Source organism: Mesorhizobium sp. B2-1-1 (assembly GCF_006442975.2).
In the GTDB taxonomy this organism is placed as follows: Bacteria; Pseudomonadota; Alphaproteobacteria; order Rhizobiales; family Rhizobiaceae; genus Mesorhizobium.
This window is the reverse complement of the sequence record NZ_CP083954.1, coordinates 180,991-197,792: the sequence shown is the minus strand read 5'-3', so window position 1 is coordinate 197,792 and position 16,802 is coordinate 180,991. Positions and strand designations below refer to the sequence as shown.

Sequence of the window (16,802 nt, the reverse complement as noted above, 5' to 3'; positions counted from 1 at the left end):
TGGCGCTCACTCGGCGGCGGCCCTGGTCCTGCTGCCGCGTTCGGAGGCCGTGCCCTCGAGCGTCGCCGTCAGCCGGTTGCGGATGGTGGTGGTGCGTGACGGGCTGTCGATCTTCTGGCCGGTGAGATCGGTGACATAGAACGTATCGATCACCTTTTCGCCGAAGGTGGTGATGTGGGCCGACGCGATGTCGAGCGACAGGTCGGACAGCGTTCCGGTGATCTCCGACAACAGGCCCGGCCGGTCCAGCCCCTCGACCTCGATCACCGAAAATCGGTTCGACAGCGTGTTGCGGATTTCGGCGCGCGGCGCGATCCGGAAGACCTTGGCGCCGCGCTTGGGTTTGGTGCGCTTCTCGATCATCTCCGGGAGCCAGCTCTTGCCCGACAGCACGTCCTCGATCAGCCGCCCGACGCGCTCGGCACGCCGGCGCTCGTCCTCGTCGCGATCGAACTCCCTCGAGATCAGGATCGTGTCCAGCGCGCGGCCGTCCGAGGTGGTGAAGATCTGCGCGTCGACGATGTTGCCGCCGGCCGCCGCACAGGCGCCGGCGATCACCGACAGCAGGCGCGGATGGTCCTGCGCCAAAACGGTGATCTCGGTCACCGCCTCGAACTGGTGCGTCTTGACCATGGTGGCGAGCTTGTTGCCGGACGCATCCGCCTCGCGGATGAATTCGGCGTGGCGAAGCTGGTCCGGCAGGTCGACGGTCAACAGGTAATTCTCATAGTGCAGGCCGACATAGCGTTTGCGGATCTTGTCGGGCCAGCCGGCGAGTGCTTCGGCCAGGTACTCGCGCGCCGCCGCCGTGCGCTGGGCGCGCGACACTTCCGAGAAGCCGCCGGTGAGCAGCAGTTCGGTCTCGTAGTACAGCGTGCGCAGCAACTGGCCCTTCCAGCCGTTCCAGACGCCCGGTCCGACGCCCCTGATGTCGCAGACGGTGAGGATGAGAAGCAGCTTCAGCCGCTCGACGGACTGCACGATCGAGGCGAAGTCCTCGATCGTCTTGCGATCGTTGAGATCGCGCGTCTGCGCCGTCATCGACATGACCAGATGGTTCTCGACCAGCCAGGCCACCGTTTCGGTGTCGGCGGTCGAAAGTCCCATATGCGGGCAGATGCGCCGGGCGATCCGCGCGCCGGCTTCCGAATGGTCCTCCGGCCTGCCCTTGGCGATGTCGTGCAGCAGCACGGCGACGTAGAGCGCTTCGCGGCTCTTTCTCAGTCCCGGCATCAGCGAATGCGACAGCGGATGCACCTTCTCGCCGTCGCCGCGCTCGATCTCGGCCAGCACGCCGATGCAGCGGATCAGATGCTCGTCGACCGTGTAGTGGTGGTACATCGAGAACTGCATCATGGCGACGATCTTGCCGAAATCGGGGATCAGCCGGCCGAGCAGCCCCGCCTCGTTCATGCGGCGCAGATTGAGCTCGGCGTTGCGGTCCGAGGTCAGGATGTCGAGGAACAGCCGGTTGGCCTCCTCGTCGCGCCGGAGCGATTTGTTGACCAGGCCGAGCGAGCGGGTGAGCAGCTTCAGCGCGTCGGGGTGAAACTCCAGCCCGTGCTTGTCGGCGAACCAGAACAGCCTGAGCAGATTGACCGGATCGCGCTCGAACACCTGGTCGTCGGCGATGTTGATACGGTGGTTGTCGACGATGAAATCCGACGTGCCGGCAAGCTTGCGCTTGCGGCGCTGGAAGGTGAGGAAGATGCGGTTGAAGCCCGGCACATGCTTGGCCTGCTCCTCTTCGAGCGCGGCGCAGAAGATGCGGGTCAGGTCGCCGACATCCTTGGCGACGAGGAAATAGTGCTTCATGAAGCGCTCGACCGCCGACAGGCCGGGATGCGTGGTGTAGCCCAGCCGCTCCGCGATCTCGCGCTGGATGTCGAAATGCAGCCGCTCCTCGGCCTTGCCGGTGAGGAAATGCATGTGACAGCGCACGGCCCACAGGAAATCCTCGGCCTTCTGGAACTCGCGGTATTCGGCCTGCGTGAAGACGCCCTTCTCGACCAGCTCCTCGCCGGTGCGCACCCGGTAGAAATATTTGCCGATCCAGAACAGCGTCTGCAGGTCGCGCAGGCCGCCCTTGCCGTCCTTGACGTTGGGCTCGACCAGATAGCGGCTTTCGCCGGCCTTGGCATGGCGCTCGTCGCGTTCGGCGAGCTTGGCCTGCACATATTCCGGTCCGGTGGTGCGCACCACCTCATGGTCGAAGCGCAGCATCAGTTCGTCGTAGAGCTTCTGCTCACCCCACAGGAAGCGCGCTTCCAGGATCGAGGTGCGGATGGTGATGTCGGTGCGCGACAGCCGCAGGCATTCCTCGATGTTGCGGGTCGCGTGGCCGACCTTCAGCCCGAGGTCCCACAGCATGTAGAGCATGTATTCGACTGTCTGTTCGCCCCACGGCGTCTGCTTGTAGGGCAACAAGAACAGGAGGTCGATGTCGGATCCCGGCGCCAGCGTGCCGCGCCCATAGCCGCCGACCGCGACGACGGCCATGCGTTCGGCCACCGACCGGTTCTTTACCCGGTAGACATGGGTCGCGACAAAATCGTAGAGCGCCCGGATCAGCTCATCCATCAGATGCGACAGCCGCTCGGCGCAGGCATTGCCGCCGCCATCCTGCTTCAGCATGGCCTCGGCTGTTTTGCGGCCCGCGGCGAGCCGGCCCTTGAGAAGCTGGAGAACCCCGGCGCGGGCGGCCGATCCGGAGCCGTCCCCGGTCGTGGCCGCCGTCAGCGCGGTCATCTCGCGGCGCAAGGCGTCGCCGTCGATCAGTTCATCGAGCTTCAGGGAGATTTTCGCCATGGTACCGGTTGGCCTTGCCTTTTGGGCGGCGTCTATAGCGCGTTTCCGCGGCGCTGGGTATGGGGGCGGGTTGACGCGTTTCCATGGTGCGGGACACCCGCGACAATAAAATTCAAGCCAGTCCTTGACCTTCCAGTTACTGGAAGGACTACCTCCGGCTCGAAGCAGTTTGATAGAGGCATTCGAAATGACGCATTCAGATCACGATCATCACGCGCATGGTCGTTGCTGCGCGGCAAAAGGTGCGGCCGTGGATGCGGGCGCCGTCACACGCGATCCGGTCTGCGGCATGACCGTCGATCCAGCCGCCGGCAAGCCGGTATCGCAGCATGCTGGCCGTCTCTATCATTTCTGCAGCGAAAGCTGCCGTTCGAAATTCCGGGCCAAGCCGGAAACATACCTGACCGCCACCGACCCCGTCTGCGGCATGAGCGTGGACCGCGCCACGGCAAAGCATTTTCTGCGCCATGACGGCCAGGGCTTCTATTTCTGCTCCGCCGGCTGCAAGTCGAAATTCGAGGCGGCGCCGCAAACCTATCTCGGCGACCGGCAGGCGCCGGAAGCGATGCCGAAGGGCACGCAATACACTTGCCCGATGCATCCCGAGATCATCCGTGACAAGCCCGGCTCCTGCCCGATCTGCGGCATGGCTCTCGAGCCGATGGGCGTTCCGACCGGTGACGAGGGGCCAAATCCCGAACTGGTCGATTTCACCAGGCGGTTCTGGGTCAGTGCGGTGCTCTCGGTGCCCCTTCTCATCGTCGCCATGGCGCCGATGATCGGTCTGTCGTTCGAGAACCTGATCGAGGACCGGACAAAGGTCTGGATCGAGCTGGCGCTCGCAAGCCCGGTCGTGCTTTGGGCCGCATTTCCGTTCTTTCATCGCGGCTGGGACTCGATCCGCAACCGCAGCCCGAACATGTGGACGCTGATTTCGCTCGGCGTCGGTGCGGCCTATCTCTACAGCGTCGTCGCGACGCTGTTCCCGGACATTTTTCCGCATCAGTTCCGCGGCCATGGCGGGGCGGTGCCGGTCTATTTCGAGGCCGCAGCCGTCATCGTCGCGCTGGTCTTTCTCGGCCAGGTGCTGGAACTGCGCGCCCGCGAAAAGACCGGCTCGGCGATCCGCGCCCTGCTCGACCTTGCGCCCAAGACCGCCCGCCGCATAGGAGAGGACGGTTCCGAGAGCGATGTGCCGCTGGACAGCGTCAAGGCCGGCGAGCGCCTGCGCATCCGGCCCGGCGATGCCGTGCCGGTCGACGGTACCGTGCTCGAAGGCCGCTCTTCCATCGATGAATCGATGATCACGGGCGAACCGTTGCCGGTCGAGAAGGCCGAAGGGGATGCCCTCACCGGCGGCACGCTCAACAAGAATGGCTCGCTGATCATGCGCGCCGACCGCATCGGCGCCGAGACCACGCTCTCGCGCATCGTCGAGCTGGTCGCCAAGGCGCAGCGTTCGCGCGCCCCGATACAAGGCTTGGCCGACCGCGTTTCCTTCTACTTTGTCCCGGCTGTCGTTCTGGTCGCCATCGCCGCGTTCGCCGCCTGGGCGGTCTTCGGCCCAGAGCCCAGCCTGATCTTCGCGATCGTCTCGGCGGTCTCGGTGTTGATCATCGCCTGTCCCTGTGCACTCGGCCTCGCCACGCCGATGTCGATCATGACCGCTACCGGACGCGGGGCGCATGCCGGCGTGCTGATCAAGGAGGCCGCCGCGCTCGAACGCTTCGCTTCCGTCGATACGCTGATCGTCGACAAGACGGGGACACTGACCGAAGGCCGGCCGAAACTGACGGATGTCGTGGCCGCCGATGGGTTTTCGGAGGAGGAATTGCTGGGCCTCGCCGCGAGCCTGGAGAAGGGCTCGGAGCATCCCCTGGCCGAGGCTATTGTCGAAGGCGCCGCGACCCGCGGTGTAAGGGTCGCCGAAGCCAATGGCTTCGAGGCGGTCACCGGCAAGGGTGTTTCCGGTGCCGTTTCGGGCAGGAATGTCGCGCTCGGCAACGCCGCGATGATGCGTGATCTCGGTGTCGACGTGTCCACCGTTTCGGCCGTGGCCGAGGCGCTACAAGGCGATGGCAAGACGGCGATGTTCGTCGTCGTGGACAGGAAATTGGCCGGCATCGTCGCCGTCGCCGATCCGGTCAAGGCGACCACCGCCGAGGCGATCAAGGCCCTGCACGACAGCGGCTTGAGGATCATCATGGCGACCGGCGACAATGAGCGCACGGCAAACGCGATCGCCAGCAGTCTCGGCATCGACGAAGTCCGCGCCGGCCTGTTGCCGGAACAGAAGGGCGCGCTGGTCGAGGAATTGCGCGGCAAGGGCGCCGGCGTCGCCATGGCCGGCGACGGCGTCAACGACGCACCGGCCTTGGCCGCCGCCGATGTCGGTATCGCCATGGGCACCGGCGCCGATGTCGCCGTCGAAAGCGCCGGCATCACATTGGTCAAGGGCGACCTCAACGGCATCGTGCGTGCCCGCACACTGGCCCAGGCGACCATCCGCAATATCAGGCAGAACCTGTTCTTCGCCTTCCTCTACAATGTGCTTGGCGTGCCGGTTGCGGCCGGCGTGCTCTATCCGCTGACCGGCACGCTGTTGTCGCCGATGCTGGCGGCGGCGGCGATGAGCCTGTCCTCGGTTTCAGTGATCGCCAATGCGTTGCGGCTGAGGACATTGAAACTTTGAGCCGATCCCCCAAATACGAAACCCGATCAACAGGAGACCATCAATGACCTTGGCCAAAAAAATCGTGCTGCTGCTGATGGCGGCTGGAATGCTGGTTGCCGTCTTTCTCGAAAGCGTTCCCGCACAAAGCGAGGAGATGAAGCACGACATGGCCGGCATGGCGACGGGGGCGGAAGGCCCGTCGACCGCAGGCTACAAGGCGGCGATGAACAAGATGCACGCCGACATGATGGCCTCCAAATACACCGGCGATGCCGACGTCGATTTCGTCCGCGGCATGATCCCTCACCACCAGGGCGCCATCGACATGGCCAGGGTCGAACTCGCCAACGGCAAGGACCCCGAGATCCGCAAGCTGGCCGAGGCGGTCATCGCGGCGCAGGAAGCCGAGATCAAGCAGATGCAGGACTGGCTCGCCGCCCATCCGGTGAAGTAAGCTTTCGCGGCTCGGCGAGAACGCCTCTGAATTTCTCGTCCGGCCTGTGATGCGATCCCGTCTCAACTGGAGCCTGCCATGCCATCGAGCGTCAGAACCACCACGCTGCCCTGCGGCGAAGCCATCCCCGTTCTCGGCCAGGGCACCTGGAAAATGGGCGAGGATTCGCGCCGCCGCGCGGAGGAGGTGAATGCCCTCAAGCTTGGTCTCGATCTCGGCGTCAAGCTGATCGACACCGCCGAAATGTACGCCAGCGGCGGCGCCGAGGAGGTGGTGGCCGAAGCCATTGCCGGGCAGCGTGCCGAGGTCTTCCTGGTCTCGAAGGTGCTGCCGTCCAACGCCTCGCGCGCCGGCGTGCAGCGCGCCTGCGAAAACAGCCTGAAGCGCCTCGCCACCGACCGTATCGATCTTTATCTGCTGCATTGGCCGGGCAGCGTGCCCCTGGCCGAAACCGTCGAAGCTTTCGAGGCGCTGAAGAAAGCCGGCAAGATCCGCCACTGGGGCGTCAGCAATTTCGACACAGGGGAGATGGAAGAGCTGGTCGGCCTGCCCGACGGCGGCAACGTCCAGACCAACCAGGTGCTCTACAATCTGGTCCGGCGCGGCCTTGAGTTCGATCTGGCGCCCTGGAGCCGGAAACGCGGAATTCCTCTGATGGCCTATTCGCCGGTCGAGCAGGGCGCCTTGGCGCGCAACGCCAGTTTAGACGCGGTCGCAGCCCGCCATGGCGTGACACCGGCGCAAATCGCACTGGCCTGGGTGATGCACCAGGATGGCGTCATCGCCATTCCCAAGGCCAGCAGCCAGGACCATGTCCGCCAGAATGTCGCGACACTCGACATCGAGCTTACGCGCGAAGACCTCGCCGACCTCGACCGCGCCTTCCCGCCGCCGAGCCGCAAACGCGGGCTGGAGATGATCTGAGCGTTGTCGGTGAAGCTGCCAATCTCCCCCCTCGAGGGGGAGATGCCCGGCAGGGCAGAGGGGGGCGCTGTCCCGCCAACATATTAATTTTTACAACGACGGCTTCCGCGCTGGCATGCTCCGGCGGGCATCGTCAGGGGGCAAGTTAAGAGGCCCCCCTCTGTCCTGCCGGACATCTCCCCCTCAAGGGGGGAGATTGGCGGTTTCGGCGATACCGCCGTGCCAGCAGGTTCAATTTACGTCCCCGCCAACCCCTTCAACCGATAAAGCGCTTCCAGCGCTTCCCTCGGCGTCATCTCATCGGGATTGATGTCACTGAGTGCGAAGCCCAGCGCGTCGCTCTTGACCGGCTTCTGCGCTTCCCGCTTCACCGCCACTGAAAACAGCGGCAGGTCGTCGACCAGCCGGTTGGTCTTGCCCGAAACCTCGCCTTCCTCGAGCTGGTGCAGCACTTCCTTGGCACGGTCCACCACCGCCTCCGGCAGGCCGGCCAGCCGCGCCACCTGGACGCCGTAGGAGCGGTCGGCCGCGCCCTTGCCGACCTCGTGCAGGAAGACGACGTCGTTCTCCCATTCCTTGACCCGCATGGTGACGTTGTGGAGCCGCGCCAGCTTGCCGGCAAGCGAGGTCATTTCGTGGAAATGCGTGGCGAAGATCGCCCGGCAGCGGTTCTTCTCGTGCAGATATTCCACCGCGGCCCAGGCGATCGACAGGCCGTCGAACGTGGCGGTGCCGCGGCCGATCTCGTCGAGGATTACCAGCGCCCGTTGGCCGGCCTGGTTGAGGATCGCCGCCGTCTCGACCATCTCGACCATGAAGGTCGATCGGCCGCGCGCCAGATCGTCCGAGGCGCCGACGCGGGAAAAGAGGCGGTCGACGACGCCGATATGGGCCGATGTCGCCGGGACGAAAGAGCCGGTCTGGGCCAGGATGGCGATCAGCGCGTTCTGCCGCAGGAATGTTGATTTACCCCCCATATTGGGGCCGGTCAGCAGCCAGATCGCGCCGTTCTTGGCGCTGCCCTCCGGCGACAGGTCGCAGTCATTGGCCACGAACGGCCCTTCGCCGGAGCGCCGCAGCGCCTGTTCGACCACGGGATGGCGCCCACCCGAAATCTCGAAGGCAAGGCTGGCATCGACCAGCGGCCGGCACCAGGCCTCGCTTTCCGACAAAAGCGCGAGCGCCGCCGACACGTCCAGCACGGCGAGCGCATCGGCCCCGGCGCGGATCTTCTCCGCTTCGCCGACCGCTTCCGCCGTCAGCGCGTCGAAGGCCGCAAGCTCGATGCTCAGCGCCCGGTCGGCGGCATTGGCGATCTTTGTTTCCAGCTCCGCCAGCTCCGTCGTGGTGAAGCGCATGGCGTTGGCCATGGTCTGGCGGTGGATGAAGCGCGCCTTGGCGCCGTCGCTGCCGGTCATCACCGCGTGGTGGTTGGCGGTCACCTCGATGTAGTAGCCGAGCACATTGTTGTGCCGGATCTTCAGGGACCGAATGCCGGTCTCCTCGATCAGCGAACGCTCCAGCCCGGCGATCACTTTTCGCGACTCGTCGCGCAGCGCCCGCATCTCGTCGAGCTCGGCGTTGTAGCCGCCTCGGATGAAGCCGCCGTCGCGCTTCAGCAGCGGCAGTTCCTCGCCAAGTGCCTGCGTCAGATGCCCGGCAAGCGCGTGCGGCAGCGCCCGGATGGCGGCGAGCGCCGCCGCCAATTCCTGGGGCAGGGCGGTCGCGGCAAATATCCCCGCGATGGTGCCGGCCGCCTCGAAGCCGGCGCGCAGCGCGCCGAGGTCGCGCGGGCCGCCGCGGTTGAGCGCCAGCCGCGACAACGCGCGCGGCATGTCGGCGACGCTCTTCAGGCTCGCCCGCACCGCCTGGCAAAGCCGCGTCTCGGAACGGAAGAACGACACCGAATCCAGCCGCGCGGCAATTGCCGCCGGATCGGTCAGCGGTGCCATCAGCCGGTCGGCGAGCAGCCTGGCGCCGCCGCCGGTCACCGTGCGGTCGATCGCCTTGAACAATGAGCCTTCACGGCTGCCCGACAGCGTGCGCAGCAGTTCCAGGTTGCCGCGCGTCGCCGGGTCGATGAACAGGGTCGAGCCGGCCTCCTCGCGCTCGGGGCGCGACAGCGGCGGCCGCTCGGCCTTCTGCGTCTTTTCGACATAGGCGATGGCGCCCGAGATCGCCGACAGCTCGGCACGGGAAAACGCACCAAAGCTGTCCGGTGTCGCCACCTCGAAGAAGCGGGCGATGCGCGCGGCCGCCGAGGCCGAATCGAACAGGCTCGGCGGCTGCGGGTTGGCGACGCGGCCGAGCATGTCGAATACCGGTCGCAATTCGGGATCGTGGAACACCGGATCGGCGACGATCAGCTCGCGCGGATCGACGCGGAAGATGTCGGCGAGCAGCCGGTCTGCGGTGGTGTCTGTGACCCGGAAAGCGCCGGTCGAAATGTCGATCCAGGCTAGGGCAAAGCTCCCCTGGTTCCCGGTCGCGCCGCCGCGCTCCCCGCCTCTTGCATCGCTGCTGCCCTTCACCCGTCCCAGCGCCATCAGGAAGCTCGATTCCGACGGCGCCAGCAATTTGTCCTCGGTGATGGTGCCAGGCGTCACCAGCCGCACCACATCGCGGCGCACCACCGATTTGGAGCCGCGCTTCTTGGCTTCGGCCGGATCCTCGATCTGCTCGCAGACGGCGACGCGGAAACCCTGCGCGATCAGTTTCTGCAGATAGTCGTCCGCCGCATGCACTGGCACGCCGCACATCGGGATGTCGTGTCCCTGATGCTTGCCGCGCTTGGTCAGCACGATGCCGAGCGCCCGGCTCGCCTTCTCCGCATCCTCGAAGAACAGCTCGTAGAAATCGCCCATCCGATAGAACAGCAGCGAATCCGGGTTCGCCGCCTTGATCTCGATGAACTGCTCCATCATCGGCGTGACGCCGCCAGCGGCTGCCGGCGTGATCGCCTCGGGAGCGTCCGGTTCGTTTTGAATGTGCATGTTCATGCGCTCACGCTAGCAGATGTGGCGGCGGGGTTTAATGCCGGCCATTGGAAAAGCAGGGGAAGAACGGAGATCAACCACCATTGAACGCCATGCGTCCTTCCGACGCCAGTTCGGTAACGCTTGGCGGTTTACACGCGGCGGCGCGTAGTCTTAATTCGGAATCACACAAGGCACCCGCCTCAAGGAGGTGCCGCATGGCGAGGAAATCAAAAGCATCATGGCAAGGAAAACCGAAAACAGCGGTCCGTCCGTCAGCGCGCAGGAAGCGCTCGAATTCCACGCCATGGGGCGGCCCGGCAAGCTCGAGATCGTCGCCACCAAGCCGATGGCCACGCAGCGCGATTTGAGCCTCGCCTATTCGCCTGGCGTCGCCGTGCCGGTGCTGGCCATCGCGGAGGATCCCAGCCGCGCCTTCGACTACACGTCGCGCGGCAACATGGTCGCCGTCATCTCCAACGGCACCGCGATCCTGGGCTTGGGCAATCTCGGCGCGCTGGCCTCCAAGCCGGTCATGGAGGGAAAGGCGGTGCTGTTCAAGCGCTTCGCCGACGTCGATTCCATCGACCTCGAGGTCGACACCGAGGACGCCGACGAGTTCATCAACTGCGTGCGCTTCCTTGGGCCCTCCTTCGGCGGCATCAACCTGGAGGACATCAAGGCGCCGGAATGCTTCATCATCGAGCAGCGGTTGCGCGAGCTGATGGACATCCCGGTCTTCCACGACGACCAGCACGGCACCGCCATCATCTCGGCCGCCGGCCTGATCAACGCGCTGGAGATCACCGGCCGCGACATGAAGACCACCAGGATGGTCTGCAACGGCGCCGGTGCGGCCGGCATCGCCTGTATCGAGCTGATGAAGGCGATGGGCTTTGCGCCCGAAAACATCATCCTGTGCGACACCAAGGGCGTGGTCTTCCAGGGCCGCACCGAAGGCATGAACCAGTGGAAGTCGGCGCATGCGGTCAAGACCGACGCGCGGTCGCTGGCCGAGGCGCTGGACGGCGCCGACGTCTTCCTCGGCCTTTCCGCCAAGGGCGCGCTGACCACCGCCATGGTGCGTTCCATGGCCAAGAACCCGATCATCTTCGCCATGGCCAACCCCGATCCCGAGATCACGCCCGAGGAAGTGGCGGAGATCCGCACCGACGCCATCATGGCGACCGGGCGTTCGGATTATCCCAATCAGGTCAACAACGTGCTCGGCTTCCCCTATATTTTCCGCGGCGCGCTGGATGTGCGGGCCACCACCATCAATGACGACATGAAGATCGCCGCCGCGCGTGCGCTTGCCGACCTGGCACGCAAGGACGTGCCCGACGACGTCGCCGCAGCCTACCAGGGCAACCGGCCGAAATTCGGCCCCAACTACATCATCCCGGTGCCGTTCGATCCGCGCCTGATCTCGGCCATTCCGCTGGCCGTCGCCAGGGCGGCGATGGATTCTGGCGTCGCCCGCAAGCCGATCCTCGATCTCGACCGCTACGCGCAGGAGCTGTCGGCCCGCCGTGATCCGATCGCCTCGACCTTGCAGCGCATTTACGACCGTGTGCGCCGCCAGCCCAAGCGCATCGTCTTCGCCGAGGGCGAGGAGGAGCAAGTGATGCGCGCCGCCGTCTCCTATGTGAACCAGCGGCTCGGCACCGCCATCCTGCTCGGCCGCGACGACGTCATCAAGGAGAACGCCAGGCACGCCGGCATCGACCTCGACAAGCAGGGGCTGGAGATCATCAATGCTCGCCTGTCGCGCCGCAATTCGGTCTATACCGATTATCTCTACGAGCGCATGCAGCGCAAAGGCTTCCTGTTCCGCGACTGCCAGCGCCTGATCAACAACGACCGCAACCATTTCGCCGCCTGCATGGTGGCGCTGGGGGATGCCGACGGCATCGTCACCGGCGTCACCCGCAACTATTCCACCGCGCTCGACGATGTCAGGCGCGTCATCGACGCCAAGCCGGGCCATCGCGTCATCGGCGTGTCGATCGTTTTGGCACGTGGCCGCACCGTGATCGTCGCCGACACCGCCGTGCACGACATGCCGAACGCCGAGCAGATCGCCGATATCGCGGAGGAAGCGGCAGGCTTTGCCCGCCGCATGGGCTATGAGCCGAGGCTCGCCATGCTCGCCTATTCCACCTTCGGCCATCCCCACGGCGAGCGCTCCGAGCGCATCCAGGAAGCCGTGCGCATCCTCGACAAGCGCCGCGTCGATTTCGAGTATGACGGCGAGATGGCCGCCGACGTCGCGCTCAACGCCCGTGCCATGGCGCAATACCCGTTCATGAGGCTGACCGGCCCGGCCAATGTGCTGATCATGCCGGCCTTCCACTCCGCCTCGATCTCCACCAAGATGCTGCAGGAGCTCGGCGGCTCGACGGTCATCGGCCCGCTGCTGGTCGGGCTGAACAAGCCGGTGCAGATCGTCTCGCTGAACGCCAAGGACAGCGATATCGTCAACATGGCGGCGATCGCGGCCTACACGGCGGGGACCTGAGGAAGGTCCGCGCGTCGGATGCGAAAGCTGCGGCGGATCTGCTTAACCCGCGGAAAACACCCGGGCCGCCTCGACGACCTCCTTGACCTGATCTTGCCGCAGCAGGTCGATGGGAATGCGCCCGTCGAGCAGCGCCGAGGGGCGGGTCAGCCACAGCCATGCCAGCCTCGGATTGCCGATCAACGACAGCACGTCTCGAATGCCCGCCACCGGCCTGCCGTCCACGAACTGCGCCAGCGGGAAGACGTGCTTGCGGCCGCCCTTGCGCAAGGCGACCACTTCGCCCCGCCTTTGCCAGCGGTGCAGGGTCGAGCGGGCAATGCGCAGGTGTTCCTCCAGATAGGTCGAACCGGAGACCCGCCCGGCCCAGTCTTCGATCAGCATCGATTCGAGATCGTCGGACTGGGTGCGCGGAAGCGGGGAGGCGGGGCCGTCGAAACCCGCCGACGGATTTGTGGCGCCCGCGGAGCCGGCTTCGCTGCGGCGCGCGGCTTCCGCGGCCAGCGCACGCACGAATTTCGACGCCAGCCCCGGAAGGTCGGCATGAATGGCATCGATGGCGCGCTGATGCGTCGGCGATAGCAAGGTGACGGCTGACGCTATGCTGCCGGCGATCTTGCCGACCGAGACCATGGTGGGTTTGTTGATGGCCTCGTCATAGTGGGCGAGCGCCCGCTCGACCTTCTCCGCGACCATGTCCGCGAAGTCGTCTTGTTTAAGACCGGTTATGTGAAATCTGTTCATGCATCTGTCTTCTGGCCGCGAGCGCTCCTCCCCGACTGCGCCCGTTGCTGAATTTCTAATGTGGAAAGCGGAAATCGCGGCGGCAACAAATCCGGCCGCCCGACAGCTTGCTTTCTTGCATCTTGGCACCCCAACTGGTTGAGGCGCCCAAATGTCAGTCAAAGGGCGCCCAGATTGCGTGTAGGTGCGATGTGTGACAGCCGCGCGACGGTGAAGCTGCCGATCTCCCCCCTCGTGGGGGAGATGCCCGGCAGGGCAGAGGGGGGCGCGAAGGATCGCTAGGTTGCGGTGGTTCCCTTCCGCGTGCCCATACTCTTCGAACTGGCGCCCCGACATGACAGTACGCTCATGCCGTTCATTTCGGGCTTGGCGGCAGTGTAGAACCCTGGAGATGCCAGCGGGACAGCGCCCCCTCTGGCCTGCCGGCGATCTCCCCCACGAGGGGGGAGATCGGCAGCTTCACCGCCCCCCTACAGCAGCCCCGCCAGTTCGGCCTCGCGACGCAGATTCTGCCTTGGCCTCGGCCCGATCTGCTGGATCACCAGGCCGGCCGCCAGTGAGCCGAGATCGCCGCAGGTCTTGAGGTCGCGGCCTTGCGTGTAGCCATGCAGGAAACCGGCAGCGTAGAGATCGCCGGCGCCTGTCGTGTCGACCAGCTCCTTGATGGCGGTCGCCTGGATGACGACGGTCTCGTCGCCGCGCGCGATGACCGATCCTTTTTCCGAGCGCGTCACGGCGGCGACCTTGCAGTCCTTGCGGATCCGGGCCAGCGCCTCGTCGAAGGACGAGGTCTGGTAGAGCGACTTGATCTCGTGGCTGTTGGCGAAGACGATGTCCACGGTGCCCGAGCGCATCAGCTCGAGGAACTCGTCGCGGTAGCGGTCGACGCAGAACGAATCCGACAAGGTCATCGACACTTCGCGGCCCGCCGCGTGCGCCAGCTTGGCCGTCTGCCGGATCGCCTCCTTGGCGCGCGGCGGATCCCACAGATAGCCCTCGAAATAGGTAACCTTGGCGCCCGACGCCTTGTCGGCCTCGACATCCTCCGGCCCGAGCTCGACGCAGGCGCCGAGATAGGTGTTCATCGAGCGCTCGCCGTCGGGGGTGACGAAGATCATCGAGCGCGCCGTCGGCGGCTCGCCCTGAAGCGGCTTGGTGTCGAAGGCGACGCCCTGGGCATGGATGTCATGCGCATAGATCTCACCGAGCGCGTCGTTGGAGACCTTGCCGAAGAAGGCGGCGCGACCGCCGAAGGAGGCAACGCCGGCCGCCGTGTTGCCCGCGCTGCCGCCGGACGCCTCGATCGCCGGGCCCATGCGGCTGTAGAGCAGTTCGGCGCGGTGCGTGTCGATGAGGTTCATCGCGCCCTTGATGATGCCGTTGGTCTCCAGGAATTCCTCTTCGCACTGGGCGATGATGTCGACAATCGCGTTGCCGATGCAAAGCACGTCATAGTCCGGCATCAATGTCTCCGCCAAAATCCGCGCCGGCTTCTTGCCATGCCGGCCGGGCGCGGGTCTAGCGATTTGCAACCGGTTTGCCTAGGCCATGTTCATATCGCCTGACGCCTAGGCGCTACGACAATTCGGTCGTGGCCGAAGCATTTTACCGCGGCTTTGCCTAAAAAGGGCCGTTCGATCCCGGTCCGAAGGCGGCAAGCCCATGCCTGCAAGAAACGACATGAACACCGATCTGGCGCTGCTCGCCCTCCTGGCGGTGCTTTGGGGCGCCTCCTATACGTTCATCAAGATCGGCGTCGAGACGATCCCGCCGGTGACGTTCATCGCCGCCCGCACCTTGATCGCGGGCGCGATCCTGCTGGCCATCATCCGCTGGCGCGGGCTCGCCATGCCGGGCGATGCGGCGAGCTGGCGTCGTTTCGCCTTCCAGGCGTGCCTCAACAGCGTCATCCCGTTCACCCTGATCGCCGCCGCCGAGCGCTCGGTGGACGCCGGCCTCGCCACCATCCTCAACGCGACGTCGCCTATCTTCACCTTCCTGTTGACCGCGCTCATCACCCGCCACGAACGGGTGACGCTGCGCAAACTGATCGGCGTCGGCGCCGGCATTGCCGGCATCTGCCTCATCGTGGGCACACAGGCGCTGGGCGGTCTCGGCCATGAACTTTGGGCGCAGCTTGCCATCGTCCTTGCAACGGTCTGCTATGCGGGGGCGGCGATCTTCGGCCGAGGCTTCAAGGGCCTCGACCCGATGCTGCCCGCCGCCGGCTCGATGCTCTGCGGCGCCGTCATCCTGGTGCCGCTCAGCCTCGCCGTCGACCAGCCCTGGACCTTGGCGCCGTCCACGGCGTCGATCCTGGCCTTGCTCGGCCTGTCGGTGTTTTCGACCGCGCTGGCCTTCGTCATCTATTTCCGCCTGATCCACACGCTGGGCTCGGTCGGCACGACCTCGCAGGCCTATCTGCGCGTGCCGATCGGCGTCGGCATCGGCGCCGTTTTCCTTGGCGAAAGCCTGGGTTCGACGGCCTGGCTCGGCATGGCCTTCGTCGTCGCCGGCGTCGCGGCCATGACCATTCCCACCCGCAAGCCGGCGCTCGCACAATAGGCAGACAGGGCAATCGCCTCAGACCAAATGGCTCCGATTGTCGAGGTAGCGCCGCCCCTCATCCGCCTGCCGGCGTTCGTCACTCGAAAAGCCAAGCAGTTGGCTTTTCGTCCGCTTCGCGGACCGCTCCTCAACTCCCCGTACATGACGGGGAGAGGGGCGCTGTCATCACCGGGTTCGCCAAACCACCACATTGCAATGAAGGCGTCGGCGTTGCGGCCAGCTCATCTCTCCCCGTTCTACGGGGAGAGATGTCCGGAAGGACAGTGAGGGGCGGCGCCGGCGCTCGCAAGAGGGGTGATGCGGAGAGTTCGAAACCTGAAACGACCGCCTTGACCCACGGCAGGCAATAGAGCTTGTGACCGGCGAACCTGCTGCCTATCCTCCCAGGGGCAATCCGTCGAAGCGAGGAAGCACCGTGATCTCCAGCGCCGCCCGCGCCGCCGCCGGCCAGTTGTTCTCGCCCGAATTGCGCGCCGTCTTCCTCAAGACGTTAGGCCTGACTGTGCTTGCTCTGGTCGGCCTGTGGTTCGGGCTGACCAGCCTCGTCGAGTGGCTGGCGCTGCCATGGCTTCACGCGCTCTTTCCCGGCCTGCCGTCCTGGGCCGGTTGGCTGGGCGGCATCATCGCGGCCATCGCGCTTGCCTTCGGCTTGGCGCTGCTCGTCGCGCCGGTCACGGCGGTGATCGCCGGCCTGTTCCTCGACGATGTCGCCGAAGTGGTCGAGCGCACCGACTATCCTGGCGACCCGGTTGGGCGCGCCATGCCGGCATTGCGCTCGCTCATGCTCGCGATACGATTCTTCGGCGTCGTCATTCTCGGCAACGTCGTCGCCCTGCTGCTTCTTTTGGTGCCAGGCATCAACATCGCCGCCTTTTTCATCGTCAACGGCTACCTGCTCGGGCGCGAATTCTTCGAATTCGCCGCCATGCGTTTCCGTCCGGAAGAAGAGGCCAGGGCCTTGCGCCGGCACCATGCCGGGACGGTCTTTCTCGCCGGCCTGGTCATCGCGGCCTTCCTTGCCGTGCCGGTGCTCAACTTGGTGACGCCGCTCTTCGCCGCAGCCATGATGGTGCATCTGCACAAGGCGATCTCGGCCCGGCCCGATCGGCGGAGCAAGCCGTCCCGTTGATGCGC

10 protein-coding genes are annotated in these 16,802 nt (G+C 65.6%); 6 read left to right on the top strand and 4 right to left on the bottom strand.

The window, feature by feature from the left end; genetic code table 11:
• Positions 1 to 6: 6 nt before the first annotated feature.
• On the bottom strand, positions 7 to 2,808 hold the full coding sequence (locus FJ972_RS00920) for a [protein-PII] uridylyltransferase (protein ID WP_140523604.1): 2,802 nt from the start codon (positions 2,806 to 2,808) through the stop codon (positions 7 to 9).
• Positions 2,809 to 2,995: 187 nt separating this feature from the next.
• Here FJ972_RS00920 and FJ972_RS00915 point away from each other — a divergent pair, with 187 nt between their 5' ends.
• The 3 genes from FJ972_RS00915 to FJ972_RS00905 all read left to right on the top strand — a co-directional run bounded on the left by FJ972_RS00915 (position 2,996) and on the right by FJ972_RS00905 (position 6,860).
• Positions 2,996 to 5,500: a heavy metal translocating P-type ATPase gene (locus FJ972_RS00915; RefSeq protein ID WP_140523607.1), complete on the top strand. Its 2,505-nt coding sequence runs from the start codon at positions 2,996 to 2,998 to the stop codon at positions 5,498 to 5,500.
• A gap of 43 nt (positions 5,501 to 5,543) precedes the next feature.
• On the top strand, positions 5,544 to 5,936 hold the full coding sequence (locus tag FJ972_RS00910) for a DUF305 domain-containing protein (protein ID WP_140523609.1): 393 nt from the start codon (positions 5,544 to 5,546) through the stop codon (positions 5,934 to 5,936).
• A 78-nt stretch (positions 5,937 to 6,014) separates the two neighbouring features.
• Positions 6,015 to 6,860, top strand: a complete 846-nt coding sequence (locus FJ972_RS00905) for an aldo/keto reductase (RefSeq protein WP_140512968.1) — start codon at positions 6,015 to 6,017, stop codon at positions 6,858 to 6,860.
• A gap of 236 nt (positions 6,861 to 7,096) precedes the next feature.
• On the opposite strand, the gene mutS is transcribed toward FJ972_RS00905, so the two are convergent.
• A complete protein-coding gene (gene mutS / locus FJ972_RS00900) occupies positions 7,097 to 9,859 on the bottom strand; it encodes a DNA mismatch repair protein MutS (protein WP_140523612.1) in 2,763 nt (920 codons plus the stop codon).
• A 217-nt stretch (positions 9,860 to 10,076) separates the two neighbouring features.
• On the opposite strand from mutS, the gene FJ972_RS00895 reads away from it, so the two are divergent.
• Complete coding sequence (locus FJ972_RS00895; protein ID WP_140497115.1) at positions 10,077 to 12,356, top strand: NADP-dependent malic enzyme; 2,280 nt, start codon at positions 10,077 to 10,079, stop codon at positions 12,354 to 12,356.
• A 42-nt stretch (positions 12,357 to 12,398) separates the two neighbouring features.
• Here the strand turns inward: FJ972_RS00895 and FJ972_RS00890 are convergent, their stop codons facing one another.
• Together FJ972_RS00890 and FJ972_RS00885 are read right to left on the bottom strand one after the other, a co-directional pair.
• Positions 12,399 to 13,100: an antitoxin Xre/MbcA/ParS toxin-binding domain-containing protein gene (locus FJ972_RS00890; RefSeq protein ID WP_140523615.1), complete on the bottom strand. Its 702-nt coding sequence runs from the start codon at positions 13,098 to 13,100 to the stop codon at positions 12,399 to 12,401.
• Positions 13,101 to 13,570: 470 nt separating this feature from the next.
• On the bottom strand, positions 13,571 to 14,563 hold the full coding sequence (locus FJ972_RS00885; RefSeq protein ID WP_140523618.1) for an adenosine kinase: 993 nt from the start codon (positions 14,561 to 14,563) through the stop codon (positions 13,571 to 13,573).
• A 217-nt stretch (positions 14,564 to 14,780) separates the two neighbouring features.
• Between FJ972_RS00885 and FJ972_RS00880 the strand changes: the two genes are divergently transcribed.
• Together FJ972_RS00880 and FJ972_RS00875 are read left to right on the top strand one after the other, a co-directional pair.
• Positions 14,781 to 15,665, top strand: a complete 885-nt coding sequence (locus FJ972_RS00880) for an EamA family transporter (RefSeq protein WP_224618297.1) — start codon at positions 14,781 to 14,783, stop codon at positions 15,663 to 15,665.
• Between the two features lie 418 nt (positions 15,666 to 16,083).
• Complete coding sequence (locus tag FJ972_RS00875) at positions 16,084 to 16,797, top strand: sulfate transporter family protein (protein ID WP_140523623.1); 714 nt, start codon at positions 16,084 to 16,086, stop codon at positions 16,795 to 16,797.
• Positions 16,798 to 16,802: the final 5 nt, after the last annotated feature.